Here is a 26437-nt window from a genome sequence, read left to right on the forward strand (position 1 = left end):
CTTAGTCGTTGCGGCGGGGGTCGTTCCATGCCGAGGATGGCAACCGAGGTTCTACAGCGCCGGAGCCGGGTTGGCGGTGCCTCCCGGCCGTTGCCGCACATGGTCGCACAACTGCGGTGTGTCTGGCACGACTGTGTACGCATGGGAACCCGCGGCCATGCCGCGTCCCTATAATGAACGTTTCGTTCCGCAGGAGTCGCACCGTGCCCGCCAGCAAACCAGTCGCGGATCCCGCCCGGAGTACCGATCCGCGCGATTACCAGCGAGTCGGCCGGCCGCTCGGGGTCATGGCCAAGACCTTCCCGGCGGGGTTCGTGGTCGCCGAGCACCGGCACGAGCGGGCGCAGTTGATCCATGCCCTGTCGGGCGTGATCGAACTGCATGTCGGTCGCACGCTATGGCTGGTCCCGCCGCAGCGCGCGGTATGGATGCCGGCGGGGATGGCGCACGCGATGCTGGCGCGCGGCGAGGTCCGCTTGCACACCGTCTATGCCCGGCCGCAGTCCTGCCCGCCGGAATTCCCCCGGGTGCCGCGCGGAGTGATGGTCAGCCCATTGTTGCGCGAGTTGATCGTGCGCGCCGCCGGCCTGCCGTTGTTGTACGACGAGCGCGGCCGGGAGGGGCGGTTGATGGCGGTGCTGCTGGACGAACTGGAGTGGTCGCGGGAACAGCCCCTGGCCTTGCCCGACCCCGCGGACCGACGCCTGGGAAGAATCTGCCAGGCGCTGCTGGAGAACCCGGCCGACCCTCGCGGGCTGGAGGAGTGGGCGCGCTACGTGGGGGCGTCCTCGCGGACCCTGGCACGGCTGTTTCTCTCCGAACTGGGAGTGACCTTCGTCCATTGGCGCCACCAGGTGCGCCTGGCCGCCGCCCTGCCACGCCTGGCGGCTGGCGAAGCGGTGGCGCGGATCGCCGTGGATCTCGGCTACCAGACGCCCAGCGCATTCAGTGCCATGTTCCGACGCCTGACCGGGAGCACGCCGAGCCGCTACTTCGCCTTGTCCGATTCGGCGTAGCCTTCGTCCGTTGGCGGACGGCGCCGACGCGGCAGGATTCCTATGCTGGGCCCGTTTCCAGACGACCGCCCCGGGAGGCAAGCATGCAACGACTGAACGTGGAATTCCGCTCCGAGGGTGTCGCCCTGCGCGGCTGGCTGTATTTGCCGGAAGCGCGTGCCGAGCGGCCGGCGATCGTCATGACGCACGGTTTTTCCGGGGTGAAGGAGCAGTACCTGGACCGTTACGCCGAGGTATTCGCCGCCGCCGGCTTCGTCGTGCTCCTCTACGATCATCCGAACTTCGGCGACAGCGACGGCGAGCCGCGCCAGGAAATCGATCCGGTGATGCAGCGTCGCGGCTATCGCGACGCGATCACCTGGTTGGGCGCCCAGGCACGGGTCGACGCGAGGCGCATCGGCATCTGGGGAACCAGCTACAGCGGCGGACATGTGCTGGAAGTGGCCGCACTGGATCGGCGGGTGAAATGCGTGGTGGCGCAGGTGCCGACCGTCAGCGGCCATGCCTCGGCGTTGCGCCGGACCCGCGCCGAGCAGTTGCCGGCATTGCTGGCAAGCTTCGACGCGGACCGCCAGCGGCGCTTCGAGGGCTTGCCGCCGGCGCTGTTGCCGGCGGTCGCCGCGAGCCCCGACGAGCCTTGCGCGATGGCCGGCGCGGACGCCCACCGGTTCTTCACCGACAGCGCGGCGCTGGCACCGAACTGGTGCAACCGGGTGACCCTGCGTAGCGCCGAGCTGGCGCGAGAGAACGAGCCGGGCATTCACATTGGGCGGATCAGCCCCACGCCGCTGCTGATGATCGTCGCCGACCGGGACCTGCTTACGCCCACGGACCTTTGCCTGGAGGCCTACCAGCGGGCGTTGCCGCCCAAGCGGCTGCTGATGCTCGCCGGCGGCCATTTCACGCCGTACATCGAGCATTTCGACGCCACCAGCCAGGCTGCGGCAGACTGGTTCGTCCGTCATCTCGGAGAGGGCGGCGAGCAGCCAGCGACAGTCGTCGAATAAATCGGCAAGCGCTGAACGAGCGTTCGCCTCGACGGTCTATCGGGCTCTTGGTTCGGCCTGCGCAGTGACAGGCCCGCCGAATCGCAGGATAATGCCGGCTATTTTCTCCGCGCCATGCCGCCATGGCCGGAAACGCGTGATGACGGGGCCGACGGGCCCCGTCAGAGCCTGGCAACCCAGGAGTGTCCGGATTGATCGTTTTCCGTTATTTGTCCCGTGAAGTGCTGGTCACCATGAGCGCCGTCAGCGCCGTGCTGCTGGTGATCATCATGAGTGGCCGTTTCATCAAGTACCTGGCGCAAGCGGCGCAGGGGTTGCTCGACCCCGGTTCGCTGTTCCTGATCATGGCGTTCCGGATTCCCGGCTTCCTGCAGCTGATCCTGCCGCTTGGCCTGTTCCTCGGCATCCTGCTGGCCTACGGGCGACTCTATCTGGAAAGCGAGATGACCGTGCTCTCGGCGACCGGCATGAGCCAGAAGCGCCTGCTCGGCTATACCATGGCGCCGGCGCTGCTGGTGGCGATCCTGGTGGCCTGGCTGAGCCTGTTCCTGGCGCCCCAGGGCATCAACCAGTTCGCCCTGCTGTTGAACAAGCAGGATACCCTGACCGAGTTCGACACCCTGGTCCCGGGCCGTTTCCAGGCAATGCGCGACGGTACCCGGGTGACCTATACCGAGGAACTGTCGAAGGATCGCGGCGAACTGGCCGGCATCTTCATTTCGCAGAAGGACCTCAACAGCAGCAACCAGGAACGCGGCATCTCCATCCTGGTGGCGGAGAAGGGCACCCAGAACATCCAGGCGGATGGCAGCCGTTACCTGATCCTGCACAACGGCTACCGCTACGACGGCAATCCCGGGCAGGCCAACTACCGGGCGATCCAGTACGACACCTATGGCGTGATGCTGCCCAAGCCCGAGGCCAGCAGCGAGGTGAGCGAGCGTGACGCGGTGCCCACCGCCGACCTGTTCGGCAGCGACAACCCACGCTACCAGGCCGAATTGCAGTGGCGCCTGTCGACCCCGCTGCTGGTGTTCGTGGTGACCCTGCTGGCGGTGCCGCTGTCGCGGGTCAACCCACGCCAGGGGCGCTTCCTCAAGCTGCTGCCGGCGATCCTCCTTTATATGGGCTACCTGGCCCTGCTGATCGCTGTCCGTGGCCAGCTGGACAAAGGCAAGATCCCCATGGCCATCGGCCTGTGGTGGGTCCACGGACTATTCCTGGCGATCGGTCTTCTTCTGTTCTATTGGGAACCCTTGCGCCTGAAGCTGGCGTCCTCCCGTGCCGGTCGCGAGGTGGCGCATGGTTAAGCTCGATCGTTACATCGGTGTCACCGTCTTCGTCGCGATCCTCGCGGTGCTCGGGGTGATCCTCGGCCTGGCGCTGCTGTTCGCCTTCATCGACGAACTCAACGACATCAGCGCCAGCTACGGCATCGGCGACGCCCTGCGCTTCATCTTCCTCACCGCGCCACGGCGGGCCTACGACATGCTGCCGATGGCGGCGCTGATCGGCTGCCTGGTCGGCCTCGGCACCCTGGCCAGCAACAGCGAACTGACCATCATGCGCGCGGCCGGGGTATCCCTGTCGCGGATCGTCTGGGCGGTGATGAAACCGATGCTGGTGCTGATGCTGGCCGGCATCCTGGTTGGCGAGTACGTCGCGCCCTGGACCGAGAACATCGCCCAGAGCGGCCGCGCCCTGGCCCAGGGCGGCGGCGATTCGCAAAGCTCCAAGCGCGGTCTGTGGCATCGCCAGGGGCGCGAGTACATCCACATCAACGCGGTGCAGCCCAATGGCGTGCTGTACGGCGTGACCCGCTACCGCTTCGACGAGCAGCGTGGCCTGGAATCGGCCAGTTTCGCCAAGCGCGCGCGCTTCGAGACCGATCACTGGCAACTGGAAGAGGTCACCACCACCTTGCTGCATCCGAGGGAAAAGCGTTCCGAGGTGGTCAAGCTACCGACCGAACGCTGGGATGCCCAGCTCAGCCCGCAACTGCTGAACACTGTGGTGATGGAGCCCGAGGCGCTGTCTATCAGCGGTCTCTGGCAGTACATCCACTATCTCGCCGACCAGGGCCTGAACAACAACCGCTACTGGCTGGCGTTCTGGACCAAGGTCCTGCAACCGCTGGTGACCGCCGCGCTGGTGCTGATGGCGATTTCCTTCATCTTCGGTCCGTTGCGCTCGGTGACCCTGGGCCAGCGGATCTTCACCGGCGTGCTGGTGGGCTTCGTCTTCCGCATCGCCCAGGACCTGCTCGGACCCTCCAGCCTGGTGTTCGACTTCCCGCCGCTGCTGGCGGTGGTGATCCCCGCCTCGATCTGCGCACTGGCGGGTGTCTGGCTGCTACGCCGGGCGGGCTGACAGGCCCGGCAGGCCGGGTATGAAAAAAGGCCACCCACGGGTGGCCTTTGTGCTTCCTTGTCGCGTCGGGCTGGAGCCTGGCCGCCGGCGCGACAAAGGCCAAAACAGCGCGTTCTGCGGACCTGTTTCGCTCACTTCTTGTGAGTGTTCTTCGGCAGCCTGACCACCTGGCTCTCCGAATAGCGGTCGTGCCACGTACGCTTGTCCTTGTCCCAGAGCATCCAGAGGAAGCCGAGGCCGAGGCACAGCCAGGAGGCGATGGCGATCATGAAGCGCAGCAGCGCCTGGAGCAGGCTGATGGCGCTGCCGTCGCGGTTCTGCACGCGCAGTCCCCAGACCTGCATGCCCAGGGTCTGGCCGTTGTGGGTCCAGAATTTGGCGAAGAAGCCGAACAGGGCGAACACCAGCAAGGTCGAGAGCAGCGGGTCGCCGATCAGCGCGCCGCGGTCGGCCAGTTCGCGCAGATGGTCGCTGCCGTAGATCAGTCGAAGGATGCCTTGCTGGTAGACCAGGGTGACCACCATCATCAGCGCCACGCAGAGCAGGAAGTCATAGAACATCGCCGCCAGGCGGCGGATCAGACCGGCAGAGGCATAGTCGCCCTGGGGAGAAAGCATGTGTTTCGGCATCGGCGTGTTCCGTGCGGGGCAAAGCCGGGGATTATACGTCCATCCGCAGCTTGCGCCGCCCACCCGGGCAACGCTTTTCCCCGGCTGTTCTAGTCTTTGCGCAGACCCCAATCATTACGAGTCTTTTCTATGCCGATTCCGGTGAAGCGAGCCAGGAGAAAGGCGCTCCGGCTGTCGTTGTCCGTGCTGGTCGGGGTGATGCCGATCGTCCTGGGGCTGCTCATCCTCTACTGGCAGGCCGAGCGAAGCCTCCAGGAGACGTCCGAGCAGGCAGCCGGGAATGCGGTGCGGCAGTTCGAACGGATGCTCGACAACGCTGCGTTGGCGGCGCGCAAGGTCATGCCGGTGGCGGGGCGCCCTTGTCCCGAGGCCGAACTGGCGCTGCGCGAGCAAGTGGCGATCATGCCGTTCGTGCGCTCGGTCAATTTGACGCGCGACAATACGATCTATTGCACGTCGTTGTTCGGCGGCTTCGACGAGCCGGTGCGGATCGAGAACTATGTCGACGGACGCCTCCTGCTGATGCCCGGCAACCAGGTCACGCCGGACGCCGCGCTGCTGGTCCTGCGGGACTTCGACGGCAAGCGCGGGGTATTGGCGGCGATCGACGGGCGCTACTTGAGCTACGTGCTGGACCTCGTTGACCGACGCAGCCGCCAGATGCTGGTGGTCGGTCCCAATTGGCTGGATGCCGAGGGCCGCACTCACCGCGACGCGCCGCCCACCTATGAGGTCGCCGCCGTATCGCTCGCTTCGCAGCGTTATCCGTTGCGGGTGCTGTCGGGCTTCCCCGAGGGCGAGGAATGGCGATCGATCCGCTCGCAGAACCCAGCGATGTTCGGCCTGCTACTGTTCTTCGGACTGCTGGCCGGCACTCTGTGCTACTGGCTATCCAGGCGGGTCGCCTCGCCCAGCAGCGAACTGCGCCGGGCCCTGGAGGCCAACGAGTTCATTCCCTACTACCAGCCGCTGAGTCCCGGCCAGGGTGGACGCTGGATAGGCGTCGAGGTGCTCATGCGCTGGCGTCATCCGCGCGAGGGACTGATCCGGCCCGACCTGTTCATACCTTTCGCCGAGCGCTCGGGACTGATCGTACCGATGACGCGCGCGCTGATGCGCCAGGTCGCGGAAGACCTGGGCGGGCATGCCGGGAAGCTGGAGCCAGGCTTCCACATCGGTTTCAACATCAGTGCCACCCATTGCCACGAACTGGCCTTGGTGGACGACTGTCGCGAGCTGTTGGCGGCGTTTCCGCCCGGGCACATCACCCTGGTCCTGGAACTGACCGAGCGCGAGCTGATCGAGTCGAGCGAAGTCACCGACCGCCTGTTCGACGAATTGCATGCCCTGGGAGTGAAGATCGCCATCGACGATTTCGGCACTGGACATTCCAGCCTGGCCTACCTGCGCAAGTTCCAGGTGGACTGCCTGAAGATCGACCAGAGCTTCGTCGCCCGCATCGGCATCGATACCCTTTCCGGGCATATTCTCGACAGCATCGTCGAGCTGTCCGCCAAGCTCGACCTGGATATCGTCGCCGAAGGCGTGGAGACCCCCGAGCAGCGTGACTACCTGGCCGCCCGCGGGGTGGATTACCTGCAGGGCTACCTGATCGGCCGGCCGATGCCGCTGGAGAGTCTGCTTTCCAGCCTGACTGTGCAGGAAGGGCAGGGGGCTTCCGTCGTCGCACTTCCGGCGGACCGAGGCTAGCGGCTGAAAGTCCCGCGCCAGGGGCGAGCTGCCAGCTTATTCGTCACGGATGAGCAAAAGACCCGCAGACCGAACAGGTGCAAACCGCCCCTGGCGCGACAAGAAGCCCGCATCCGCGGGGCTTCTTTTTGGCGTTGGCTGTGGTAGATTTTTTTTCGCCGAGCTGGGAAGACAGCAGCTCGGGTAAAAGGCAGCGTCTCGACTCCAGCGCTGCCTTTTTTTATTTGCAGGCCGGATCAGCCAGATCGCGGACAACAAAAAACCGGCGCGAAGGCCGGTTTCTCTGCTGTCCTGGGCTCCCCTGGAAACGCTTGGGAAGTCAGGATGGTGCCTCGGGAGAGACTCGAACTCTCACTCTGTCGCCAGAAACGGATTTTGAATCCGCCGCGTCTACCGATTCCGCCACCGAGGCAATGGCGGCGCAGTATAGGGAGGCGCCTACCGTTGGTCAATCGGGTTCGTGGCGGGGAAAACACATTTCCGGTAAGCTACGCGGCCTTTCGAGAGTCTCCCCATGCGTGTCGCCGATTTTCATTTCGACTTGCCCGAGGCCCTGATCGCCCGTCATCCCCTGCCTGAACGCCGCGCAAGCCGCCTGTTGGCGCTGGATGGCCCGACGGGAACCCTCGCTCACAGACAATTCGCCGATCTCCTGGACTACCTGCGTCCGGGCGACCTGATGGTGTTCAACAATACCCGGGTGATCCCGGCGCGCCTGTTCGGCCAGAAGGAATCCGGCGGCAAGCTGGAAGTCCTGGTCGAGCGCGTGCTCGACCAGCACCGGGTGCTTGCCCATATACGCGCCAGCAAGGCGCCCAAGCCCGGTACGCGGATCCTCGTCGAAGGCGGTGGCAGCGCGGAGATGCTGCAGCGCCACGACGCTCTGTTCGAACTCGCTTTCGCCGAGCCTGTGTTGCCTTTGCTGGAGCGGGTCGGGCACATGCCGTTGCCTCCCTATATCGACCGACCGGACGATGCGGCCGACCGCGAGCGCTACCAGACCGTCTACGCCCAGCGCGCCGGTGCGGTGGCGGCCCCGACCGCCGGCCTGCACTTCGACGAGGCGCTGCTCGAGGCGATCCGCGCGAAGGGGGTGGATACCGCCTTCGTTACCCTGCATGTCGGCGCCGGTACCTTCCAGCCGGTGCGTGTCGAGCGCATCGAGGACCATGTGATGCACCGCGAATGGCTGGAGGTCGGCCAGGACGTGGTGGACGCGGTTTCCGCCTGCCGGGCTCGCGGGGGCCGGGTAGTCGCCGTCGGCACCACCAGCGTGCGCTCGCTGGAAAGCGCGGCACGCGACGGTGAGCTGAAGCCCTTCAGCGGCGACACCGACATCTTCATCTACCCGGGCCGGCCGTTCCATGTGGTCGATGCCCTGGTCACCAACTTCCACCTGCCCGAATCCACCCTGCTGATGCTGGTCTCGGCCTTCGCCGGCTACCCGGAGACCATGGCCGCCTACGCCGCGGCGGTGGCGCAGGGCTATCGCTTCTTCAGTTACGGTGATGCCATGTTCATCACCCGCAATCCCGCGCCCCGCGGACCCGAGGACTGATCCATGAGCTTCATGAACTTCGAGCTGCTGGCGACCGACGGCAAGGCCCGTCGCGGCCGCCTGACCTTCCCCCGCGGCGTGGTCGAGACCCCGGCCTTCATGCCGGTGGGCACCTACGGCACGGTGAAGGGCATGTTGCCGCGCGACATCGAGGACATCGGCGCGCAGATCATCCTCGGCAACACCTTCCATCTCTGGTTGCGCCCGGGCACCGAGGTGATCCAGCGCCACGGCGACCTGCACGACTTCATGCAGTGGAAAGGCCCGATCCTCACCGATTCCGGCGGTTTCCAGGTGTTCAGCCTGGGAGCCATGCGCAAGATCAAGGAGGAGGGCGTGACCTTCGCCTCGCCGGTGGACGGCGCCAAGGTCTTCATGGGGCCGGAGGAGTCCATGGCGGTGCAACGCGCCCTGGGCTCGGACATCGTGATGATCTTCGACGAATGCACGCCGTACCCGGCCGACCATGACGTCGCCAAGCGCTCCATGGAGCTGTCGCTGCGCTGGGCCAAGCGCTCGAAGATCGCCCATGGCGATAGCCCGTCGGCGCTGTTCGGCATCGTCCAGGGCGGTATGCACGAGGACCTGCGCCTGCGCTCGCTGGATGGCTTGCAGGAGATCGGCTTCGACGGCCTGGCCATCGGTGGTTTGTCGGTGGGCGAGCCGAAGGAAGAGATGATCCGCGTGCTCGATTTCCTGCCGCCGCAGATGCCGGCCGACAAGCCGCGCTACCTGATGGGCGTGGGCAAGCCGGAAGACCTGGTGGAAGGCGTGCGCCGCGGCGTGGACATGTTCGACTGTGTGATGCCGACGCGCAATGCGCGCAACGGCCACCTGTTCGTCGACAGCGGGGTGATCAAGATCCGCAACTCGGTACACAAGCACGACGACTCCACGCTCGACCCGACCTGCGACTGTTACACCTGCAAACATTTTTCCCGCGCCTATCTGCACCACTTGGACAAGTGCGGGGAAATGCTCGGTAGCATGCTCAATACCATCCACAACTTGCGGCATTATCAGCGGGTTATGGCTGGTTTGCGCGAGGCAATCCAACAGGGTACATTGGCCGCCTTTGTCGATGCCTTCTATGCCAAGCGCGGCCTTCCCACGCCGCCGCTGGATGCCTGACTTTCCTTTATCCAACTCTATTGCTTTGTGACAGGAGTGCTACATGAGCTTTCTAATTCCCGCTGCCTACGCCGACGCAGCCGCTCCGGCAGCCGCTGGCCCGGCCGGCACCGGTTTCGAGTGGGTCTTCCTGGTTGGTTTCCTGGTCATCTTCTACCTGATGATCTGGCGTCCCCAGGCCAAGCGCGCCAAGGAACACAAGAACCTGCTGGGCAACCTGCAAAAAGGTGACGAAGTCGTCACTTCCGGCGGTATCGCCGGCAAGGTGACCAAGGTCGCCGACGATTTCGTCGTCGTCGAGGTCTCCGACAACGTCGAGCTGAAGTTCCAGAAGGCCGCGATTGCCGCGACCCTGCCGAAAGGCACCCTGAAAGCGATCTGATTTTCACCTAAACACATGACGGGGCGCGCAAGGCGCCCCGCGTCATAACGGGCGGTGTCATGCTCAACAAGTATCCTCTGTGGAAATATCTGCTGATCCTGGCGGTCCTCGCCGTCGGGTTCATCTATTCCGCACCCAACCTCTACCCGGACGACCCGGCGGTGCAGATCAGCGGCGCCAGCACGGCGCTGCAGGTCACCCAGGCCGACGTCGACCGCGCTGCCAAGGCGCTGACCGACGCCGGTATCGCGGTGAAGGCCAACAGCCTGTCGAAGAAGGGCGGCCTGATCCGCCTGGTCAAGCAGGACGACCAGCTTCCCGCCAAGGAAGTGGTGCGCCGGACCCTGGGCGACGACTACGTGGTGGCGCTGAACCTGGCCCAGACCACTCCCGAGTGGCTGCGCAAGCTGGGCGGCAGCCCAATGAAGCTCGGCCTGGACCTGTCCGGCGGCGTGCACTTCCTGCTGGAAGTGGACATGGACAAGGCGGTCGATGCCCGCCTGAAGGTCTATGAAAGCGAAGTGAAGAGCCTGCTGCGCAAGGAGCGCGTGCGCTACCGCAGCCTGCCGATCCAGGATCGCGCGATCCAGCTCGGTTTCACCGACAGCGAATCCCTGGACAAGGCGCGCAGCCTGATCGCCAAGGACTTCCGCGATTTCGAGGTCGTGCCCGAAGAGCGCAACGGCCTGCAGGTCCTGCGCGTCGCCCTGACCCAGGCCAAACTGGCGGAAATCCGCGAATACTCCATCAAGCAGAACCTCACCACCGTCCGCAACCGGGTCAACGAGCTGGGCGTATCCGAGCCGCTGGTGCAGCGCCAGGGCGCCAATCGCATCGTGGTCGAGCTGCCGGGCGTGCAGGACACCGCGGAAGCCAAGCGGATCCTCGGCAAGACCGCCAACCTAGAATTCCGCCTGGCCGCCGAGCCGGACGCCCTGAAGTCCGCCACCGAGACCTTCGAGTTCCGCGAGCCGCGCCGGCCGCCGGTGCCGCTGGAGCGCGGGGTGATCATCACCGGCGACCAGGTCACCGACGCCAGCGCCAGTTTCGACGAGAACGGCCGCCCGCAGGTGAACATCCGTCTGGATGGCCATGGCGGCGAGCTGATGAACCGCGCCACCCGCAACAACGTCGGCCGCAGCATGGCGGTGGTGTTCATCGAGCAGAAGCCGGTGACCCGCTACACCAAGCAGATGGTCGATGGCGTCGAGAAGGAGGTCGCGGTTCCGGCGTTCAAGGAAGAGAAGCAGATCATCAGCCTGGCGACCATCCAGTCGCCGCTGGGCAACCAGTTCCGTATCACCGGCCTCGATGGCCCGGGCGAGTCCTCCGAGCTGGCCCTGCTGCTGCGTGCCGGCGGCCTGGCTGCGCCGATGTACTTCGCCGAAGAACGCACCATCGGCCCGAGCCTGGGGGCGGACAACATCGCCAAGGGTGTCGATGCGTCGCTCTGGGGCATGCTCTTCGTATCGCTGTTCATCATCGTCATCTACCGTTTCTTCGGCATGATCGCCACCGTTGCGCTGGCCTTCAACATGGTCATGCTGGTAGCGCTGATGTCGATCCTCGGCGCGACCCTGACCCTGCCGGGCATCGCCGGTATCGTGCTGACCATGGGCATGGCGGTGGACGCCAACGTGCTGATCTTCTCGCGGATACGCGAGGAACTGGCCAATGGCATGTCGGTCCAGAGGGCGATCCACGAAGGCTTCAACCGTGCCTTCACCGCGATCCTCGACGCCAACCTGACCTCGCTGCTGGTCGGCGGCATCCTCTACGCCATGGGCACCGGCCCGGTGAAAGGATTTGCCGTGACCATGTCGCTCGGCATCATCACCTCGATGTTCACGGCCATCATGGTCACCCGCGCAATGGTCAACCTGATCTTCGGCGGGCGTGACTTCAAGAAGCTGTGGATCTAAGGGGACTGAGATGAATATCAAGATCGGTACCATCAACTTCATGGGCATCCGCAACGTCGCGTTTGCCGTCACCCTGATCCTGACCGTCATCGCCCTGGGCAGCTGGTTCACCAAGGGCATCAACTTCGGCCTCGACTTCACCGGCGGTACGCTGATCGAGCTGACCTACGAACAACCGGCCGATCTCGGCAAGGTGCGTGGTCAACTGGTCGGCGCCGGCTACGAGGACGCCGTGGTGCAGAGCTTCGGCGACGCCCGCGACGTGCTGGTGCGGATGCCCAGCGAGGACCCGGAACTGGGCAAGAAGGTCGCTACCGCCTTGCAGCAGGCCGATGCCGGCAACCCGGCGAACCTGAAGCGGGTCGAGTACGTCGGCCCGCAGGTGGGTGAAGAACTGCGCGACCAGGGCGGCCTCGGCATGCTCCTGGCGCTGGGCGGCATCCTGCTGTACGTCGGCTTCCGCTTCCAGTGGAAGTTCGCCCTCGGGGCGATCCTCTCGCTGGTGCACGATGCGATCATCGTGATGGGCGTGCTGTCGTTCTTCCAGGTGACCTTCGACCTGACCGTCCTCGCCGCGGTGCTGGCGGTGGTCGGTTACTCGCTGAACGACACCATCGTGATCTTCGACCGGGTGCGCGAGAACTTCCGCGTGCTGCGCAAGGCCAGTCTGATCGAGAACCTGAACATCTCCACCAGCCAGACCCTGTTGCGCACCATCGCCACCTCGGTCTCCACGCTGCTGGCCATCGCCGCGCTGCTGTTCTTCGGCGGCGACAACCTGTTCGGTTTCTCCATCGCCCTGTTCGTCGGTGTAATGGCGGGTACCTACTCGTCGATCTACATCGCCAACGTGGTCTTGATCTGGCTGAACCTGACCAGTGAGGACCTGATCCCGCCGCAGGCCAAGGACACCGTCGACGATCGCCCCTGAGGCGCTCTGGTTCGGCACTCCGGCGCCTGCCGGTCACTCGAGGACTCCCGCTTTTGGCGGGAGTTTTCGTATCTGCGCCAACGAAACGTTTGTCGGGAGCCTGGAACTTGGTGGTTTTTGCCCAGTCCTAGGCAAGGCAAAGGGCGAACATAGCCCGCATTGGATGAAAGCCAGGAGGTACATGTGAACAAGTCGATGCTCGTCGGGGCCGTTCTGGGTGCCGTAGGCGTGACCGCAGGTGGCGCGGTAGCCACCTATAGCCTGGTGGATCGCGGTCCCGACTACGCCGAGGTCGTCGCTGTCCAGCCGGTCAAGGAAACCATCAAGACGCCGCGCCAGGTCTGCAAGGACGTGGCCGTGACCCGCCAGCGTCCGGTCAAGGACCAGCACCAGATCGCCGGTACCGCCATCGGTGCGGTGGTCGGCGGCTTGCTGGGCAACCAGATCGGCGGCGGTACCGGCAAGAAGATCGCCACCGTGGCCGGCGCCGTCGGCGGCGGCTACGCCGGCAACAAGGTGCAGGAAGGCATGCAGGAGCGTGACACCTACACCACCACCGAAACCCGCTGCAGCACCGTGCACGACAGCAGCGAGAAGGTCGTCGGCTATGACGTGAAGTACATGCTCGACGGTAAGGCCGGGCAGATCCGCATGGAGCGCGATCCGGGCAGCCAGATCCCGGTCGACAAGAACGGCCGGCTGATCCTCAGCCAGGGCGAAACGCTGCGCTGAGCCTGACTGTCGCAATGATGCACAAGGGCGCCCGCGGGCGCCCTTGTGCATTTTTATGGAGATGAAAAACCCGGCGCCAGGCCGGGTTCTTCGTCAGCGGCGGATCAGCGCTTCAGCGACGGCGGCAGGTGCGGCTGGATGGTGGTCAGCAGTGCCTTGAAGCATTTGGTGTTGCCGGCGACGATGTGACCCTTCTCGAGGAATTCGTGGCTGCCGGTGAAGTCGCTCACCAGGCCGCCGGCTTCCTGTACCAGCAGGGCGCCTGCCGCCATGTCCCATTCGGACAGGCCGAATTCCCAGAAGGCGTCGTAGCGTCCGGCGGCGACGTAGGCCAGGTCCAGACTGGCGGCGCCGGCGCGGCGGATGCCGGCGGTCTGGCCGACCAGGCTGCGGAACATGTTCAGGTAGTTGTCGAGATTGTCGATCTGGTTGTCGCGGAACGGGAACCCGGTGCCGAGCAGGGCGCCTTCCAGGCTCTTGCGGCCGCTGACGCGCAGGCGGCGACCGTTGAGGGCGGCGCCGCGACCGCGGCTGGCGGTGAATTCTTCCTGGCGTACCGGGTCGAGGACCACGGCGTGCTCCAGGCGGCCCTTGTACTTGCAGGCGATGCTCACGGCGAAGTGCGGTACGCCATGGATGAAGTTGGTGGTGCCGTCCAGCGGATCGATCACCCAGAGGTAATCGGCGCCCTCGCCGCTGCCTTCGATGAAGCCGCCTTCCTCGCCCATGATCGCGTGAGTCGGATAGGCCTTGCGCAGCGCGGCGACGATGGTCTGCTCGGCGGCGCGATCGACTTCGGTCACGTAGTCCTTGGCATCCTTCTCGTTGACCGAGATGACATCCAGGCGTTCGATGGAGCGGAAAATCAGTTCACCGGCGCTGCGAGCGGCGCGCAGGGCGATATTCAGCATAGGCTGCATGGAGAGGTCACCTGGGTCGTTAAAGAAAGCCGGCCATTCTAGCAGAAACCGATGGCGTTTGAAGGGCGACCTGTCGGCCGCATGGTATAAAGCTGACCTCTGCTGTAGGATTTCACACCCTTCAGTAACTTGGCGTTGGAGAGCATCGGCGTTGCTCGACCGTATTCGTGTGGTGTTGGTCAACACCAGTCATCCCGGCAACATCGGCGGGGCGGCCCGTGCCATGAAGAACATGGGCCTGTCGCAACTGGTGCTGGTGCAGCCGGAAAGCTTTCCCCACGGCGACGCGGTGGCGCGGGCTTCCGGCGCCACCGACATCCTCGACGCCGCAAGGGTGGTGGACACCCTGGAAGAGGCCCTGAGCGGCTGCAGCGTGGTGCTCGGCACCAGCGCCCGCGACCGGCGGATTCCCTGGCCGCTGCTGGATCCGCGCGAGTGCGCGACGACCTGCCTGGAGCACCTGGAGGCGAATGGCGAGGTGGCCCTGGTATTCGGGCGCGAATATGCGGGTTTGACCAACGAAGAATTGCAGCGCTGCCAGTTCCATGTGCATATCCCCTCCGATCCCGAGTTCGGCTCGCTGAACCTGGCGGCCGCGGTCCAGGTGCTCACCTACGAGGTGCGCATGGCGTGGCTGGCGGCCCAGGGCAAGCCGACCAAGATGGAAAAGTTCGAGTCCACCTCGATGCTCAACACCGAGCTGGTGACGGCCGACGAGCTGGAACTCTATTACGCGCATCTGGAGAGGACGCTGATCGATATCGGCTTCCTCGATCCGGAGAAGCCGCGCCACCTGATGTCGCGGTTGCGGCGCCTGTATGGGCGCAGCGCGATCAGCAAGCTGGAAATGAATATCCTGCGCGGGATCCTGACCGAAACCCAGAAGGTGGCCCGAGGCCTGTCCTACAAGCGGAGTGACGACTGATGTTCGAACGTGTGCGTGAAGATATCCAAAGCGTATTCCACCGTGATCCGGCGGCTCGCAACGCACTCGAGGTCCTCACCTGTTATCCGGGCCTGCACGCCGTCTGGCTGCATCGGCTGGCCCACGGCTTGTGGACGTCCGGCTGGAAGTGGCTGGCGCGCCTGGTGTCCAATTTCGGCCGCTGGATGACCGGCATCGAGATCCACCCGGGGGCCAGGATCGGCCGGCGCTTCTTCATCGACCACGGCATGGGCATCGTCATCGGCGAAACCGCCGAGATCGGCGACGACGTCACCCTCTACCAGGGCGTCACCCTGGGCGGTACCACCTGGAACAAGGGCAAGCGCCACCCCACCCTCGGCAACAACGTGGTGGTCGGTGCCGGTGCCAAGGTGCTCGGCCCGTTCACCGTCGGCGAGGGCGCCAAGGTCGGCTCCAATGCCGTGGTGACCAAGGAGGTCCCGCCGGGTGCCACCGTGGTCGGCATTCCTGGGCGGATCATCATGCGCGAGGATACCGAGCAGCAGGCCAAGCGCCAGGCGATGGCGGAGAAACTCGGCTTCGATGCCTACGGAGTCAGCCAGGACATGCCGGACCCGGTGGCGCGTGCCATTGGTCAGTTGCTCGATCACCTGCAGGCCGTCGACGGCCGGCTCGAGGGCATGTGCCAGGCGCTCACCGCCCTGGGGAGCGACTATTGCGCGAAGGATCTGCCGGTATTGCGCGAGGAGGATTTCGCCGGGGTCAAGGACGAGGATGGCAATCCGGCCGCGTAATGCGCGGCCGGCGGCTTTCTGCTAGCATGTAGCGCCCTGAATTTGCCTAATCCTGAGTAATTTGATCGGTCTTATAGTTGACCTAATTACTCGGATAAGAGCATAATCCGCGTCAACCCCGAATGATCCCGATGGGAAAAGCCCATGCGTCTGACCACCAAAGGCCGCTACGCCGTAACCGCCATGCTCGACCTGGCGCTGCATGCTCAGCAAGGTCCGGTCTCGCTGGCCGATATCTCCGAACGCCAAGGCATTTCCCTGTCCTATCTCGAACAGCTGTTCGCCAAGTTGCGCCGTGGCAACCTGGTGACCAGCGTGCGCGGCCCGGGCGGCGGCTACCAGCTGTCCCGCCATATGTCGGGCATCCATGTGGCGCAGGTGATCGACGCGGTCAACGAATCCGTCGACGCGACCCGCTGCCAGGGGCAGGGCGATTGCCACTCCGGCGATACCTGTCTGACCCACCACCTGTGGTGCGACCTCAGTTTGCAGATCCATGAGTTCCTCAGCGGCATCAGCCTGGCCGATCTGGTCAGCCGCCAGGAGGTCCAGGAGGTCGCGCTGCGCCAGGACGAACGCCGTTGCTCAGGCAAGACGCCTCGTCTCGACAAGATTGAAGCGTCCGCCATCGACTGAGCAGGGCGCCAGCCTGTAGGAGTTACCTGATGAAATTGCCGATCTACCTCGATTACTCCGCGACCACTCCCGTCGATCCCCGCGTCGCCCAGAAAATGAGCGAATGCCTGCTGATGGACGGCAACTTCGGCAACCCGGCTTCGCGTTCCCACGTGTTCGGCTGGAAAGCCGAGGAGGCCGTGGAGAACGCCCGTCGCCAGGTGGCCGAACTGGTCAACGCCGATCCCCGCGAGATCGTCTGGACCTCCGGCGCCACCGAGTCCGACAACCTGGCGATCAAGGGCGTCGCGCACTTCTACTCGGGCAAGGGCAAGCACATCATCACCTCGAAGATCGAGCACAAGGCGGTCCTCGACACCTGCCGCCAGCTGGAGCGCGAAGGTTTCGAAGTGACCTACCTGGAGCCGGGCGAAGATGGCCTGATCACTCCGGCACTGGTCGAGGCGGCGCTGCGTGACGACACCATCCTGGTCTCGGTCATGCACGTGAACAACGAGATCGGCACCGTCAACGACATCGCCGCCATCGGCGAGCTGACCCGCTCCCGCGGCGTGCTGTTCCACGTCGACGCCGCACAGTCGACCGGCAAGGTCGAGATCGACCTGGACAAGCTCAAGGTCGACCTGATGTCCTTCTCCGCGCACAAGACCTACGGCCCGAAAGGCATTGGCGCGCTCTACGTCCGGCGCAAGCCGCGCGTCCGCATCGAGGGCCAGATGCACGGCGGCGGCCATGAGCGCGGCATGCGTTCCGGCACCCTGGCCACCCACCAGATCGTCGGCATGGGCGAGGCGTTCCGCATCGCCAAGGAAGAAATGGCCCAGGAGAACGCCCGCGTGCTGGCGCTCCGCGACCGCTTCTTCGCGCAGATCGACGGCCTGGAAGAGCTCTACATCAACGGCAGCATGACCTCCCGCGTCCCGCACAACCTCAACGTCAGCTTCAACTACGTCGAGGGCGAGTCGCTGATCATGGCGCTCAAGGACCTCGCGGTCTCCTCCGGTTCGGCCTGTACCTCGGCGTCCCTGGAACCGTCCTACGTATTGCGCGCCCTGGGCCGCAACGACGAACTGGCGCATAGCTCCATCCGCTTCACCTTCGGTCGCTTCACCACCGAGGAAGAGATCGACTATGCCGCGAAGAAGGTGGTCGAGGCCGTTTCCAAGCTGCGCGAACTGTCGCCGCTGTGGGATATGTACAAAGAGGGCGTCGACCTGTCCCAGGTCGAATGGCAGGCGCACTGAGCGCCTCGTGCCCCGGAAAACGTGAGGATTAGCCATGGCATATAGCGAAAAGGTCATCGACCACTACGAAAACCCGCGCAACGTCGGCAAGCTCGACGCTGCCGATCCCAACGTCGGCACCGGCATGGTCGGCGCGCCGGCCTGCGGCGACGTGATGCGCCTGCAGATCAAGGTCAACGAGCAGGGCGTGATCGAAGACGCCAAGTTCAAGACCTACGGTTGCGGTTCCGCGATCGCCTCCAGCTCCCTCGCCACCGAGTGGATGAAGGGCAAGACCCTGGACGAGGCGGAAACCATCAAGAACACCACCATCGCCGAAGAGCTGGCCCTACCGCCGGTGAAGATCCACTGCTCCGTTCTCGCCGAAGACGCCATCAAGGCCGCCGTTCGCGACTACAAGCAGAAGAAGGGTTTGCTCTAAGCCGCTCGTGACGAGTAAGGAGTTGCAATGGCCATCAGCATGACCGAAGCCGCCGCCAAACACGTGCAGCGCTCCCTCGAGGGGCGCGGCAAGGGCGAGGGTATCCGTCTTGGCGTGCGCACCACTGGCTGTTCCGGGCTTGCCTATGTCCTCGAATTCGTCGATGAACTGGCGGCCGAGGACCTGGTCTTCGAGAGCCATGGCGTGAAGGTCATCATCGACCCGAAAAGCCTGGTCTATCTCGATGGCACCGAGCTGGACTTCACTCGCGAAGGGCTCAACGAAGGCTTCAAGTTCAACAATCCCAACGTTCGTGGCGAATGCGGCTGCGGCGAAAGCTTCAACGTCTGAGGCCGGCGTGGGTAAACCCTGTCATTTCGCCCAGTTCGACCTGCAACCGGCTTTCCTGGTCGATCTCGACGAGCTCGGCCAGCGCTATCGCGAGTTGGTGCGCAGCGTCCATCCTGACCGTTTCGCCGACGCTCCCGAGCGCGAGCAGCGTCTCGCCCTGGAACGCGCGGCGCAACTGAACGAGGCCTACCAGACCCTGAAGAGCGCTCCGCGCCGGGCCCTGTACCTGTTGACCCTGAGTGGTCACGAGTTGCCCTTGGAGGCTACGGTGCAGGATCCGGAGTTTCTCCTGCAGCAGATGCAGCTGCGCGAGGAACTGGAGGAGTTGCAGGACAGCGCCGACCTGGCCGGCGTGGCGACCTTCAAGCGTCGGCTCAAGGCCGCCCAGGCCGAGCTGGAGCGTGAGTTCGCCGCGTGCTGGGACGATGCGCAGCGCCGCGAAGAGGCCGAACGCCTGGTCCGTCGCATGCAGTTCCTCGACAAGCTCGCGCAGGAAGTGCGCCAGCTGGAAGAGCGACTCGACGATTAATCCCTGCGGCCCCCGGGCCGCACCCCATAGTTAAGACAGAGCATGGCCCTACTGCAGATCGCCGAGCCCGGTCAGAGTCCCAAGCCCCATGAGCGTCGCCTGGCGGTTGGGATCGACCTGGGTACCACCAATTCGCTGGTCGCCGCGGTGCGTAGCGGCGTCGCCGAGCCCTTGCCGGATGCGCAGGGGCGCCTGATCCTGCCTTCCGCGGTGCGTTATCACGCCGAGCGGGCGGAAGTGGGCGAGAGCGCCCGCGCGGCCGCCGCGGAGGATCCCTTCAATACCGTCATTTCGGTCAAGCGCCTGATGGGGCGCGGCCTGGAGGACGTCAAGCAACTGGGCGAGCAATTGCCCTACCGCTTCCGCCAGGGCGAGTCGCACATGCCCTTCATCGAGACCGTACAGGGGTTGAAGAGTCCTGTGGAAGTCTCGGCGGACATCCTGCGTGAGCTGCGCCAGCGCGCCGAAACCACCCTCGGTGGCGAGCTGGTGGGTGCGGTGATCACTGTGCCGGCCTATTTCGACGACGCCCAGCGCCAGGCTACCAAGGATGCCGCGCGCCTGGCCGGACTGAACGTCCTGCGCCTGCTCAACGAGCCGACCGCCGCCGCCGTGGCCTACGGCCTGGACAAGGGCGCGGAAGGCCTGGTGGCCATCTATGACCTGGGTGGTGGAACCTTCGACATTTCCATCCTGCGCCTGACCCGCGGTGTCTTCGAAGTCCTGGCCACCGGCGGCGATACGGCCCTGGGCGGCGACGACTTCGACCATGCCATCGCTGGCTGGGTGATCGAGGAGGCTGGCCTTTCTGCCGATCTGGACCCGGGCAGCCAGCGGCAGTTGCTGCAAATCGCCTGTGCGGCCAAGGAGCGTCTTACCGACGAGGCGTCGGTCCGGGTCGCCTACGGCGACTGGAGCGGCGAGCTGAGCCGGGCGACGCTCGACGAGTTGATCGAGCCGTTCGTCGCTCGCAGCCTGAAGTCCTGCCGCCGAGCGGTGCGCGACTCCGGTGTCGATCTGGAAGAAATCCGCTCGGTGGTGATGGTCGGTGGCTCGACCCGCGTGCCCCGTGTGCGCACGGCGGTTGGCGAGTTGTTCGGCTGCGAGCCGCTGACCGATATCGATCCGGACCAGGTGGTCGCCATCGGCGCGGCCATCCAGGCCGATGCCCTGGCCGGCAACAAGCGCGGCGAGGAATTGCTGCTGCTGGACGTCATTCCGCTGTCGCTCGGCCTGGAAACCATGGGCGGGCTGATGGAGAAGGTGATTCCGCGCAATACCACCATCCCGGTGGCGCGCGCCCAGGAGTTCACCACCTACAAGGACGGCCAGACGGCCATGATGATCCACGTGCTGCAGGGCGAGCGCGAGCTGGTGAAGGATTGTCGTTCGCTGGCGCGCTTCGAGCTGCGCGGCATTCCGCCGATGGTGGCGGGCGCGGCGAAAATCCGGGTGACCTTCCAGGTCGACGCCGACGGCTTGCTCGGCGTGTCCGCACGCGAACTGAGTTCCGGCGTCGAGGCCAGCATCCAGGTCAAGCCGTCCTATGGGCTGACCGACGGCGAGATCGCGCGGATGCTCAAGGACTCCTTCGACTACGCCGGCGACGACAAGGCTGCCCGCGCCCTGCGCGAACAGCAGGTCGAGGCGCAGCGGCTGCTGGAGGCCGTGCAGTCGGCGCTGGACGTCGACGGAGAGCGGCTCCTGGACGAAGAGGAGCGCCTGGCCATCACGGCGCAGATGGACACCTTGCGTGAACTGGCCGGTGGTAGCGACACCGCGGCCATCGAGAACCAGATCAAGCGCCTGTCCCAGGTGACCGACGCTTTCGCCGCACGGCGGATGGACGCGACCGTCAAGGCCGCGCTCTCCGGCCGCCGGCTCAACGAAATCGAGGAATAAGCGAAGATGCCGCAGATCGTGATTCTGCCCCATGCCGACCACTGCCCCGAGGGGGCGGTATTCGAGGCGAAGCCCGGCGAAACCATCCTGGATGCCGCGTTGCGCAATGGCATCGAGATCGAGCATGCCTGTGAGAAATCCTGCGCCTGCACGACCTGCCACGTAATCGTCCGCGAAGGCCTCGATTCCATGGAGCCGTCCGACGAACTCGAAGACGACATGCTGGACAAGGCCTGGGGCCTGGAGCCCGATTCGCGGCTATCCTGCCAGGCAGTGGTGGCCGACGAAGACCTGGTGGTCGAGATTCCCAAGTACACCATCAACCAGGTGTCGGAAGGCCACTGAGCCCGGCGGTAGAGAGGAGCGTGCAATGAGCCTGAAATGGACCGATGTGCTGGAAATCGCCATCCAGCTCGACGAAAGCAAGCCGGAGGTCGATCCGCGATATGTCAACTTCGTCGATCTGCGGCGCTGGGTGGTGGAACTTCCAGAGTTCTCCGACGATCCTCAGCGTAGCGGGGAGAAAGTCCTGGAGGCCATCCAGGCCGCCTGGATCGAGGAACGGGACTAGCCATAGGCCCGCCCTACGCATTTGCCGGGAACCCGCGTATAATTCGCGGGTTTTATTTTAGGTAAGGCCTGAAATCGCCCGCGGGCGCATTCCAGGCTAGGCGCGCCGGGCCCGATGCCAGGCGCAGCCACGCTGATTCCGGCCCTTTCGGGCCGTTTTCGTCAGCGTCCTGAACGAATCACGGCGTCCCGCCCCGCTGGCGGGGCCGCCCATGCTAGACAACCTTGTTTCGGAGTTTTACCAATGGCACTGCAACGCACCCTGTCCATCATCAAGCCGGACGCCGTTTCCAAGAACGTGATCGGCGAAATCCTGACCCGCTTCGAGAAAGCCGGCCTGCGCGTCGTCGCCGCTAAAATGGTTCAGCTGTCCGAGCGTGAAGCCGGTGGCTTCTATGCCGAGCACAAAGAGCGTCCGTTCTTCAAGGACCTGGTTTCCTTCATGACTTCCGGTCCGGTTGTAGTCCAGGTCCTGGAAGGCGAGGACGCCATCGCCAAGAACCGCGAGCTGATGGGCGCCACCGATCCGAAGAAAGCCGACGCCGGTACCATCCGCGCCGACTTCGCCGTCTCCATCGACGAGAACGCCGTCCACGGTTCCGATTCCGAAGCTTCCGCCGCTCGCGAGATCGCCTACTTCTTCGCGGCTACCGAAGTCTGCGAGCGCATTCGCTGATCGAGCGTGGGTGAGGGTGAAACCATGACAACGACCACCGCCGGCAAGGTGAACCTGCTGGGCCTGTCCCAGCCGCAGCTGGAACAGTTCTTCGAGTCCATCGGCGAGAAGCGTTTCCGGGCCGGCCAGGTCATGAAGTGGATTCACCACTTTGGCGTCGACGATTTCGACGCCATGACCAACGTCGGCAAGGCCTTGCGCGAAAAGCTCAAGGCCTCAGCCGAGATACGCGGTCCCGAGATCGTCAGCCAGGATATTTCCGCCGACGGCACCCGCAAGTGGGTGGTCCGGGTGGCGTCCGGCAGTTGCGTCGAGACCGTGTACATCCCCCAGGGCGGACGCGGCACCCTGTGCGTGTCCTCCCAGGCGGGCTGCGCCCTGGATTGCAGTTTCTGCTCCACCGGCAAGCAGGGTTTCAACAGCGACCTCACCGCCGCCGAGGTGATCGGCCAGGTGTGGATCGCCAACAAGTCGTTCGGTACCGTTCCGGCCAAGATCGACCGCGCCATCACCAATGTCGTGATGATGGGCATGGGCGAGCCGCTGCTGAACTTCGACAACGTGGTCGCCGCCATGAACATCATGATGGACGACCTCGGCTACGGTATTTCCAAGCGCAAGGTGACCCTGTCCACCTCCGGCGTGGTGCCGATGATCGACAAGCTCGGCGAGGTGATCGACGTGTCCCTGGCCCTGTCGCTGCACGCACCGAACGACGAGTTGCGCAACAAGCTGGTGCCGATCAACAAGAAATATCCGCTGGGCATGCTGCTGGATGCCTGCCGCCGGTATATTTCCCGGCTCGGCGAGAAGCGCGTGCTGACCGTCGAATACACCCTGCTCAAGGATGTCAACGATCAGCCCGAGCATGCTGAGCAGATGATCGCATTGCTGAAAGACACGCCTTGCAAGATCAACCTGATTCCGTTTAATCCATTCCCGCACTCCGGCTACGAGCGCCCGAGCAACAATGCCATCCGGCGTTTCCAGGACATGTTGCACAAGGGCGGCTTCAACGTGACCGTGCGTACCACCCGCGGCGACGACATCGACGCGGCCTGTGGCCAACTGGTTGGTCAGGTCATGGATCGTACCCGCCGGAGCGAACGTTATATTGCCGTGCGCCAACTGGCCGAGTCCGAGTCGGCGGCGAATCGAAATTGAGTGAGAGGAGGGTTCCGATGACTGTACGCGCCGCGCTGGTGTTCCTGTTGGCAGTTGGGCTGACAGGCTGCGTGACGAGCGGAGATCAGAATCCCCTGAAAACCGACAAGGGCCGTGACGAGGCGCGCGACGCCTATATCCAGCTTGGCCTCGGCTATCTCCAGCGGGGGAACACCGAGCAGGCCAAGGTGCCGCTGCGCAAGGCCCTCGAGATCGACCCTTCCAGCGCCGACGCGCACGCCGCGCTGGCGGTGGTGTTCCAGACCGAGATGGAGCCCAAGCTGGCCGACGAGGAGTACCGCAAGGCGCTCGCCAGCGATAGCCGCAATGCCCGGGTACTGAACAACTACGGCGGTTTCCTCTACGAGCAGAAGCGCTACGAGGAGGCCTACCAGCGTCTCCTGGAGGCCAGCCAGGACACCCTCTATCCCGAGCGCTCGCGGGTCTTCGAGAACCTCGGCCTGGTTTCGCTGCAAATGAAGAAACCGGCCCAGGCCAAGGAGTACTTCGAGAAATCCCTGCGTCTGAACCGTAACCAGCCCAGCGTCGCGCTGGAGATGGCCGACCTGCTCTACAAGGAGCGCGAGTACGTGCCGGCTCGCCAGTACTATGATCTCTTTGCCCAGGGCGGCGGGCAGAACGCCCGCAGTCTGTTGCTGGGCATTCGTCTCGCGAAGGTCTTCGAAGACCGCGACACGGCCGCCAGCTATGGCCTGCAGTTGAAACGCCTGTACCCAGGCTCTCCCGAATATCAGGAATTCCAGGCGGAAAAATGATGAAAGCGCCGCAGCCCGAAGTCGTAGCCACCGCTTCCCGTCAGAACCCCGGGGAAACCCTGCGCCAGGCGCGCGAGCAGAAGGGCCTGTCGCTGTCGCAGGTGGCCGGGCAACTGAACCTGACCGAGAATTCGCTGCGTCAGCTGGAAAACGGCGCGTTCGACAAGCTGCCGGGACACACCTTCTCGCGCGGCTACATCCGCGCCTACGCCAAGCTCATGGGCCTCGACCAGGCCGAGCTGGTCAACAGCTTCGACCATTTCACCGGCACCAATGCCAGCGGCAGCACCGTACAGAGCTTGGGACGGGTCGCCGAGCCGGTGCGCCTGTCGCGCAACGTGCTGCGTATCGTCAGTCTGTTACTGCTCGCCCTGCTGATCGGCTTCGGCTACTTCTGGTGGCAGGAGCATTCCGCGCGCACGCCGGAAACCGCCGGTCTGAGCCTTGAGCATGTCGAAGTGGAAAGCGCCGACGGCACCACCGAGATCCATACCCTGGACGAGCCTGAAGACCAGGCGGTGATCGAAGCGCAGAAGGAAGGCGAGCAAGCGCCCGCCGAGGTTTCTCCGGAAGTCGCTGCCCAGGCTGAGGGAGCGCCGCCGGTGGCGAGCGAGGGCGCGCAGGTTCTCGCCGCTCCGGCCCAGGGCACCCCCGCCGCACCCCAGCAGCCCGTTACCGCCGCGCCTGCCGGCACGGCTCCCGCTCCCGCTCCCGGTACTGCTCCAGCCGTTCCAGCGACGGCCAGTCCGGCCGCCCCGCCAGCGCCGAGCGAACCTGCCGCCGCGCCCGTGGTGGCCGGCGAGGGCCAGGGGGTGGTCAAGGTACAGTTCGTCGCCGATTGCTGGACCCAGGTCACCGACGCCAACGGCAAGGTCCTGGTCAGCGCGCTGAAGCGCAAGGGCGACAGCCTGGAATTGGCCGGCAAGGCCCCGCTGGAGCTGCGCCTCGGTTTCGCTCGCGGCGCCCAGGTCAGCTACAACGGCCAGCCGGTGGACGTGACCCCCTTCGTCCGCGGCGAAACGGCCCGTCTGAAGGTAGGACAATGAGCATTCATAGCGCTTCTCCGATCATTCGCCGCAAGTCTCGGAAAATCTGGGTCGGCAACGTCCCGGTGGGCGGCGATGCGCCGATCGCCGTGCAGAGCATGACCAACACCGAGACCTGCGACGTCGCTGCCACCGTCGCGCAGATCCGCCGCCTGGAAGATGCCGGCGCGGACATCGTGCGGGTTTCCGTCCCCGACATGGACGCCGCCGAGGCATTCGGCAAGATCAAGCAGCAGGTCAACGTGCCGCTGGTCGCCGACATCCACTTCGACTATCGCATCGCCCTGCGCGTCGCCGAGCTGGGAGTGGACTGCCTGCGCATCAATCCGGGCAACATCGGTCGCGAGGACCGGGTCAAGGCCGTGGTCGATGCCGCGCGCGAGCGCAACATCCCGATCCGTATCGGCGTCAATGCCGGCTCGCTGGAAAAGGACCTGCAGAAGAAATACGGCGAACCGACCCCGGAAGCCCTGCTCGAATCGGCCATGCGCCACGTCGATCATCTCGACAAGCTGGACTTCCAGAACTTCAAGGTCAGCGTCAAGGCCTCCGACGTCTTCATGGCCGTCGCCGCCTATCGCCTGCTGGCCAGGCAGATCGAGCAGCCCCTGCACCTGGGCATCACCGAGGCCGGCGGCCTGCGCTCCGGCACGGTGAAGTCGGCGGTGGGGCTGGGCATGCTCCTGGCCGAGGGAATCGGCGACACCATCCGGATTTCCCTGGCTGCCGATCCGGTCGAGGAGATCAAGGTCGGTTTCGACATCCTCAAGTCCCTGCACCTGCGCTCCCGTGGCATCAACTTCATCGCCTGCCCGAGCTGTTCGCGGCAGAACTTCGACGTGGTGAAGACCATGAACGAGCTGGAAGGGCGCCTGGAGGACCTGCTGGTGCCGATGGACGTGGCCGTGATCGGTTGCGTCGTCAACGGTCCGGGCGAAGCCAAGGAGGCCCATGTCGGCCTCACCGGCGGCACTCCGAACCTGGTGTATATCGACGGCAAGCCGTCGCAGAAACTGACCAACGACAACCTGGTGGACGAGCTGGAACGGCTGATCCGCCAGAAGGCGGCCGAGAAGGCCGAGGCCGATGCGAGCCTGATCGCCCGCGGCTGAC

At 64.9% G+C, this 26437-nt stretch carries 28 protein-coding genes and 1 tRNA gene; 26 read left to right on the forward strand and 3 right to left on the reverse strand.

Annotated elements, in window-relative coordinates; translation table 11 throughout:
• Nucleotides 1-203 precede the first annotated feature (203 nt).
• From LJF27_RS04490 to lptG, 4 genes are all read left to right on the forward strand, one after another.
• A complete protein-coding gene (locus tag LJF27_RS04490; protein ID WP_003122092.1) occupies nucleotides 204-1016 on the forward strand; it encodes an AraC family transcriptional regulator in 813 nt (270 codons plus the stop codon).
• A gap of 83 nt (nucleotides 1017-1099) precedes the next feature.
• Entirely contained in the window at nucleotides 1100-2023 is a 924-nt protein-coding gene (locus tag LJF27_RS04495) for an alpha/beta hydrolase (RefSeq protein ID WP_003122093.1), read from the forward strand.
• Nucleotides 2024-2214: 191 nt separating this feature from the next.
• Complete coding sequence (gene lptF / locus LJF27_RS04500; protein ID WP_003092864.1) at nucleotides 2215-3333, forward strand: LPS export ABC transporter permease LptF; 1119 nt, start codon at nucleotides 2215-2217, stop codon at nucleotides 3331-3333.
• Nucleotides 3326-4393 (forward strand): LPS export ABC transporter permease LptG, encoded by a 1068-nt coding sequence (lptG, locus tag LJF27_RS04505; RefSeq protein WP_003092863.1) that lies wholly within the window; start codon nucleotides 3326-3328, stop codon nucleotides 4391-4393. Before lptF ends, lptG begins: the two co-directional genes overlap by 8 nt.
• A 131-nt stretch (nucleotides 4394-4524) precedes the next feature.
• Here the strand turns inward: lptG and LJF27_RS04510 are convergent, their stop codons facing one another.
• Nucleotides 4525-5022 (reverse strand): RDD family protein, encoded by a 498-nt coding sequence (locus tag LJF27_RS04510; protein WP_023117144.1) that lies wholly within the window; start codon nucleotides 5020-5022, stop codon nucleotides 4525-4527.
• 129 nt (nucleotides 5023-5151) lie between these two features.
• Between LJF27_RS04510 and LJF27_RS04515 the strand changes: the two genes are divergently transcribed.
• Entirely contained in the window at nucleotides 5152-6732 is a 1581-nt protein-coding gene (locus tag LJF27_RS04515; RefSeq protein ID WP_023117143.1) for an EAL domain-containing protein, read from the forward strand.
• Between the two features lie 325 nt (nucleotides 6733-7057).
• Here LJF27_RS04515 and LJF27_RS04520 read toward each other — a convergent pair.
• Nucleotides 7058-7144: transfer RNA gene (locus tag LJF27_RS04520), tRNA-Leu, on the reverse strand.
• A gap of 102 nt (nucleotides 7145-7246) precedes the next feature.
• Here LJF27_RS04520 and queA point away from each other — a divergent pair.
• The 6 genes from queA to LJF27_RS04550 all read left to right on the forward strand — a co-directional run bounded on the left by queA (nucleotide 7247) and on the right by LJF27_RS04550 (nucleotide 13388).
• Nucleotides 7247-8290: a tRNA preQ1(34) S-adenosylmethionine ribosyltransferase-isomerase QueA gene (gene queA / locus LJF27_RS04525; protein ID WP_003137849.1), complete on the forward strand. Its 1044-nt coding sequence runs from the start codon at nucleotides 7247-7249 to the stop codon at nucleotides 8288-8290.
• A gap of 12 nt (nucleotides 8291-8302) precedes the next feature.
• A complete protein-coding gene (gene tgt, locus LJF27_RS04530) occupies nucleotides 8303-9421 on the forward strand; it encodes a tRNA guanosine(34) transglycosylase Tgt (protein ID WP_003100607.1) in 1119 nt (372 codons plus the stop codon).
• Between the two features lie 43 nt (nucleotides 9422-9464).
• Nucleotides 9465-9803 carry a preprotein translocase subunit YajC gene (gene yajC, locus LJF27_RS04535; RefSeq protein ID WP_003092856.1) on the forward strand — a complete coding sequence of 113 codons (339 nt, stop codon included), beginning with the start codon at nucleotides 9465-9467 and terminating at the stop codon, nucleotides 9801-9803.
• A gap of 59 nt (nucleotides 9804-9862) precedes the next feature.
• The gene (secD, locus tag LJF27_RS04540; protein ID WP_023117142.1) at nucleotides 9863-11725 is read left to right on the forward strand and encodes a protein translocase subunit SecD; all 1863 of its coding nucleotides are present in this window, start codon (nucleotides 9863-9865) and stop codon (nucleotides 11723-11725) included.
• Between the two features lie 10 nt (nucleotides 11726-11735).
• A complete protein-coding gene (secF, locus tag LJF27_RS04545) occupies nucleotides 11736-12656 on the forward strand; it encodes a protein translocase subunit SecF (protein ID WP_023117141.1) in 921 nt (306 codons plus the stop codon).
• A gap of 183 nt (nucleotides 12657-12839) precedes the next feature.
• On the forward strand, nucleotides 12840-13388 hold the full coding sequence (locus LJF27_RS04550; RefSeq protein WP_003092848.1) for a glycine zipper 2TM domain-containing protein: 549 nt from the start codon (nucleotides 12840-12842) through the stop codon (nucleotides 13386-13388).
• A 104-nt stretch (nucleotides 13389-13492) separates the two neighbouring features.
• Here LJF27_RS04550 and suhB read toward each other — a convergent pair whose 3' ends face one another.
• On the reverse strand, nucleotides 13493-14308 hold the full coding sequence (suhB, locus tag LJF27_RS04555) for an inositol-phosphate phosphatase (RefSeq protein WP_003092845.1): 816 nt from the start codon (nucleotides 14306-14308) through the stop codon (nucleotides 13493-13495).
• Between the two features lie 151 nt (nucleotides 14309-14459).
• Between suhB and trmJ the strand changes: the two genes are divergently transcribed.
• The 15 genes from trmJ to ispG all read left to right on the forward strand — a co-directional run bounded on the left by trmJ (nucleotide 14460) and on the right by ispG (nucleotide 26436).
• Nucleotides 14460-15233: a tRNA (cytosine(32)/uridine(32)-2'-O)-methyltransferase TrmJ gene (gene trmJ, locus LJF27_RS04560; RefSeq protein ID WP_003092842.1), complete on the forward strand. Its 774-nt coding sequence runs from the start codon at nucleotides 14460-14462 to the stop codon at nucleotides 15231-15233.
• On the forward strand, nucleotides 15233-16009 hold the full coding sequence (cysE, locus tag LJF27_RS04565) for a serine O-acetyltransferase (RefSeq protein ID WP_003092839.1): 777 nt from the start codon (nucleotides 15233-15235) through the stop codon (nucleotides 16007-16009). Before trmJ ends, cysE begins: the two co-directional genes overlap by 1 nt.
• A 144-nt stretch (nucleotides 16010-16153) precedes the next feature.
• Complete coding sequence (iscR, locus tag LJF27_RS04570) at nucleotides 16154-16645, forward strand: Fe-S cluster assembly transcriptional regulator IscR (protein ID WP_003092836.1); 492 nt, start codon at nucleotides 16154-16156, stop codon at nucleotides 16643-16645.
• Nucleotides 16646-16674: 29 nt separating this feature from the next.
• A complete protein-coding gene (locus tag LJF27_RS04575; protein WP_003092832.1) occupies nucleotides 16675-17889 on the forward strand; it encodes an IscS subfamily cysteine desulfurase in 1215 nt (404 codons plus the stop codon).
• A 34-nt stretch (nucleotides 17890-17923) separates the two neighbouring features.
• Complete coding sequence (iscU, locus tag LJF27_RS04580; RefSeq protein WP_003092829.1) at nucleotides 17924-18310, forward strand: Fe-S cluster assembly scaffold IscU; 387 nt, start codon at nucleotides 17924-17926, stop codon at nucleotides 18308-18310.
• 27 nt (nucleotides 18311-18337) lie between these two features.
• The gene (gene iscA, locus LJF27_RS04585; protein WP_003100617.1) at nucleotides 18338-18661 is read left to right on the forward strand and encodes an iron-sulfur cluster assembly protein IscA; all 324 of its coding nucleotides are present in this window, start codon (nucleotides 18338-18340) and stop codon (nucleotides 18659-18661) included.
• A 7-nt stretch (nucleotides 18662-18668) separates the two neighbouring features.
• Entirely contained in the window at nucleotides 18669-19190 is a 522-nt protein-coding gene (gene hscB / locus LJF27_RS04590) for a co-chaperone HscB (RefSeq protein ID WP_003092824.1), read from the forward strand.
• A gap of 42 nt (nucleotides 19191-19232) precedes the next feature.
• On the forward strand, nucleotides 19233-21092 hold the full coding sequence (gene hscA, locus LJF27_RS04595) for a Fe-S protein assembly chaperone HscA (RefSeq protein WP_023117140.1): 1860 nt from the start codon (nucleotides 19233-19235) through the stop codon (nucleotides 21090-21092).
• Nucleotides 21093-21098: 6 nt separating this feature from the next.
• The gene (fdx, locus tag LJF27_RS04600; RefSeq protein ID WP_003092818.1) at nucleotides 21099-21437 is read left to right on the forward strand and encodes an ISC system 2Fe-2S type ferredoxin; all 339 of its coding nucleotides are present in this window, start codon (nucleotides 21099-21101) and stop codon (nucleotides 21435-21437) included.
• A gap of 25 nt (nucleotides 21438-21462) precedes the next feature.
• A complete protein-coding gene (gene iscX, locus LJF27_RS04605) occupies nucleotides 21463-21663 on the forward strand; it encodes a Fe-S cluster assembly protein IscX (RefSeq protein WP_003092814.1) in 201 nt (66 codons plus the stop codon).
• A 243-nt stretch (nucleotides 21664-21906) separates the two neighbouring features.
• Nucleotides 21907-22338, forward strand: coding sequence for a nucleoside-diphosphate kinase (gene ndk, locus LJF27_RS04610; RefSeq protein ID WP_003092811.1), 432 nt, complete (start codon nucleotides 21907-21909; stop codon nucleotides 22336-22338).
• Nucleotides 22339-22362: 24 nt separating this feature from the next.
• The gene (gene rlmN, locus LJF27_RS04615) at nucleotides 22363-23502 is read left to right on the forward strand and encodes a 23S rRNA (adenine(2503)-C(2))-methyltransferase RlmN (protein WP_023117139.1); all 1140 of its coding nucleotides are present in this window, start codon (nucleotides 22363-22365) and stop codon (nucleotides 23500-23502) included.
• Nucleotides 23503-23519: 17 nt separating this feature from the next.
• Nucleotides 23520-24278 carry a type 4a pilus biogenesis protein PilF gene (gene pilF, locus LJF27_RS04620; RefSeq protein ID WP_003092804.1) on the forward strand — a complete coding sequence of 253 codons (759 nt, stop codon included), beginning with the start codon at nucleotides 23520-23522 and terminating at the stop codon, nucleotides 24276-24278.
• Nucleotides 24275-25324 (forward strand): RodZ domain-containing protein, encoded by a 1050-nt coding sequence (locus LJF27_RS04625; protein ID WP_017002205.1) that lies wholly within the window; start codon nucleotides 24275-24277, stop codon nucleotides 25322-25324. The genes pilF and LJF27_RS04625 overlap by 4 nt, the downstream gene beginning before the upstream one ends.
• Nucleotides 25321-26436 carry a flavodoxin-dependent (E)-4-hydroxy-3-methylbut-2-enyl-diphosphate synthase gene (gene ispG, locus LJF27_RS04630; RefSeq protein ID WP_003092800.1) on the forward strand — a complete coding sequence of 372 codons (1116 nt, stop codon included), beginning with the start codon at nucleotides 25321-25323 and terminating at the stop codon, nucleotides 26434-26436. Before LJF27_RS04625 ends, ispG begins: the two co-directional genes overlap by 4 nt.
• Nucleotide 26437: the final 1 nt, after the last annotated feature.

The organism is Pseudomonas sp. 203-8 (genome assembly GCF_020708595.1).
Classification (GTDB): Bacteria; Pseudomonadota; Gammaproteobacteria; order Pseudomonadales; family Pseudomonadaceae; genus Pseudomonas; species Pseudomonas aeruginosa.

Bases quoted from the DNA above. Each gene is read 5' to 3' on its own strand.
- iscX (WP_003092814.1), top strand. From the start codon at position 21,463: ATGAGCCTGAAATGGACCGATGTGCTGGAAATCGCCATCCAGCTCGAC.
- LJF27_RS04625 (WP_017002205.1), top strand. From the start codon at position 24,275: ATGATGAAAGCGCCGCAGCCCGAAGTCGTAGCCACCGCTTCCCGTCAG.
- LJF27_RS04515 (WP_023117143.1), top strand. From the start codon at position 5,152: ATGCCGATTCCGGTGAAGCGAGCCAGGAGAAAGGCGCTCCGGCTGTCG.
- secF (WP_023117141.1), top strand. From the start codon at position 11,736: ATGAATATCAAGATCGGTACCATCAACTTCATGGGCATCCGCAACGTC.
- rlmN (WP_023117139.1), top strand. From the start codon at position 22,363: ATGACAACGACCACCGCCGGCAAGGTGAACCTGCTGGGCCTGTCCCAG.
- cysE (WP_003092839.1), top strand. From the start codon at position 15,233: ATGTTCGAACGTGTGCGTGAAGATATCCAAAGCGTATTCCACCGTGAT.
- suhB (WP_003092845.1), bottom strand. From the start codon at position 14,308: ATGCAGCCTATGCTGAATATCGCCCTGCGCGCCGCTCGCAGCGCCGGT.
- iscR (WP_003092836.1), top strand. From the start codon at position 16,154: ATGCGTCTGACCACCAAAGGCCGCTACGCCGTAACCGCCATGCTCGAC.
- iscA (WP_003100617.1), top strand. From the start codon at position 18,338: ATGGCCATCAGCATGACCGAAGCCGCCGCCAAACACGTGCAGCGCTCC.
- hscA (WP_023117140.1), top strand. From the start codon at position 19,233: ATGGCCCTACTGCAGATCGCCGAGCCCGGTCAGAGTCCCAAGCCCCAT.
- LJF27_RS04510 (WP_023117144.1), bottom strand. From the start codon at position 5,022: ATGCCGAAACACATGCTTTCTCCCCAGGGCGACTATGCCTCTGCCGGT.
- fdx (WP_003092818.1), top strand. From the start codon at position 21,099: ATGCCGCAGATCGTGATTCTGCCCCATGCCGACCACTGCCCCGAGGGG.
- queA (WP_003137849.1), top strand. From the start codon at position 7,247: ATGCGTGTCGCCGATTTTCATTTCGACTTGCCCGAGGCCCTGATCGCC.
- secD (WP_023117142.1), top strand. From the start codon at position 9,863: ATGCTCAACAAGTATCCTCTGTGGAAATATCTGCTGATCCTGGCGGTC.
- tgt (WP_003100607.1), top strand. From the start codon at position 8,303: ATGAACTTCGAGCTGCTGGCGACCGACGGCAAGGCCCGTCGCGGCCGC.
- LJF27_RS04575 (WP_003092832.1), top strand. From the start codon at position 16,675: ATGAAATTGCCGATCTACCTCGATTACTCCGCGACCACTCCCGTCGAT.
- lptG (WP_003092863.1), top strand. From the start codon at position 3,326: ATGGTTAAGCTCGATCGTTACATCGGTGTCACCGTCTTCGTCGCGATC.
- LJF27_RS04495 (WP_003122093.1), top strand. From the start codon at position 1,100: ATGCAACGACTGAACGTGGAATTCCGCTCCGAGGGTGTCGCCCTGCGC.
- pilF (WP_003092804.1), top strand. From the start codon at position 23,520: ATGACTGTACGCGCCGCGCTGGTGTTCCTGTTGGCAGTTGGGCTGACA.
- iscU (WP_003092829.1), top strand. From the start codon at position 17,924: ATGGCATATAGCGAAAAGGTCATCGACCACTACGAAAACCCGCGCAAC.
- yajC (WP_003092856.1), top strand. From the start codon at position 9,465: ATGAGCTTTCTAATTCCCGCTGCCTACGCCGACGCAGCCGCTCCGGCA.
- ndk (WP_003092811.1), top strand. From the start codon at position 21,907: ATGGCACTGCAACGCACCCTGTCCATCATCAAGCCGGACGCCGTTTCC.
- ispG (WP_003092800.1), top strand. From the start codon at position 25,321: ATGAGCATTCATAGCGCTTCTCCGATCATTCGCCGCAAGTCTCGGAAA.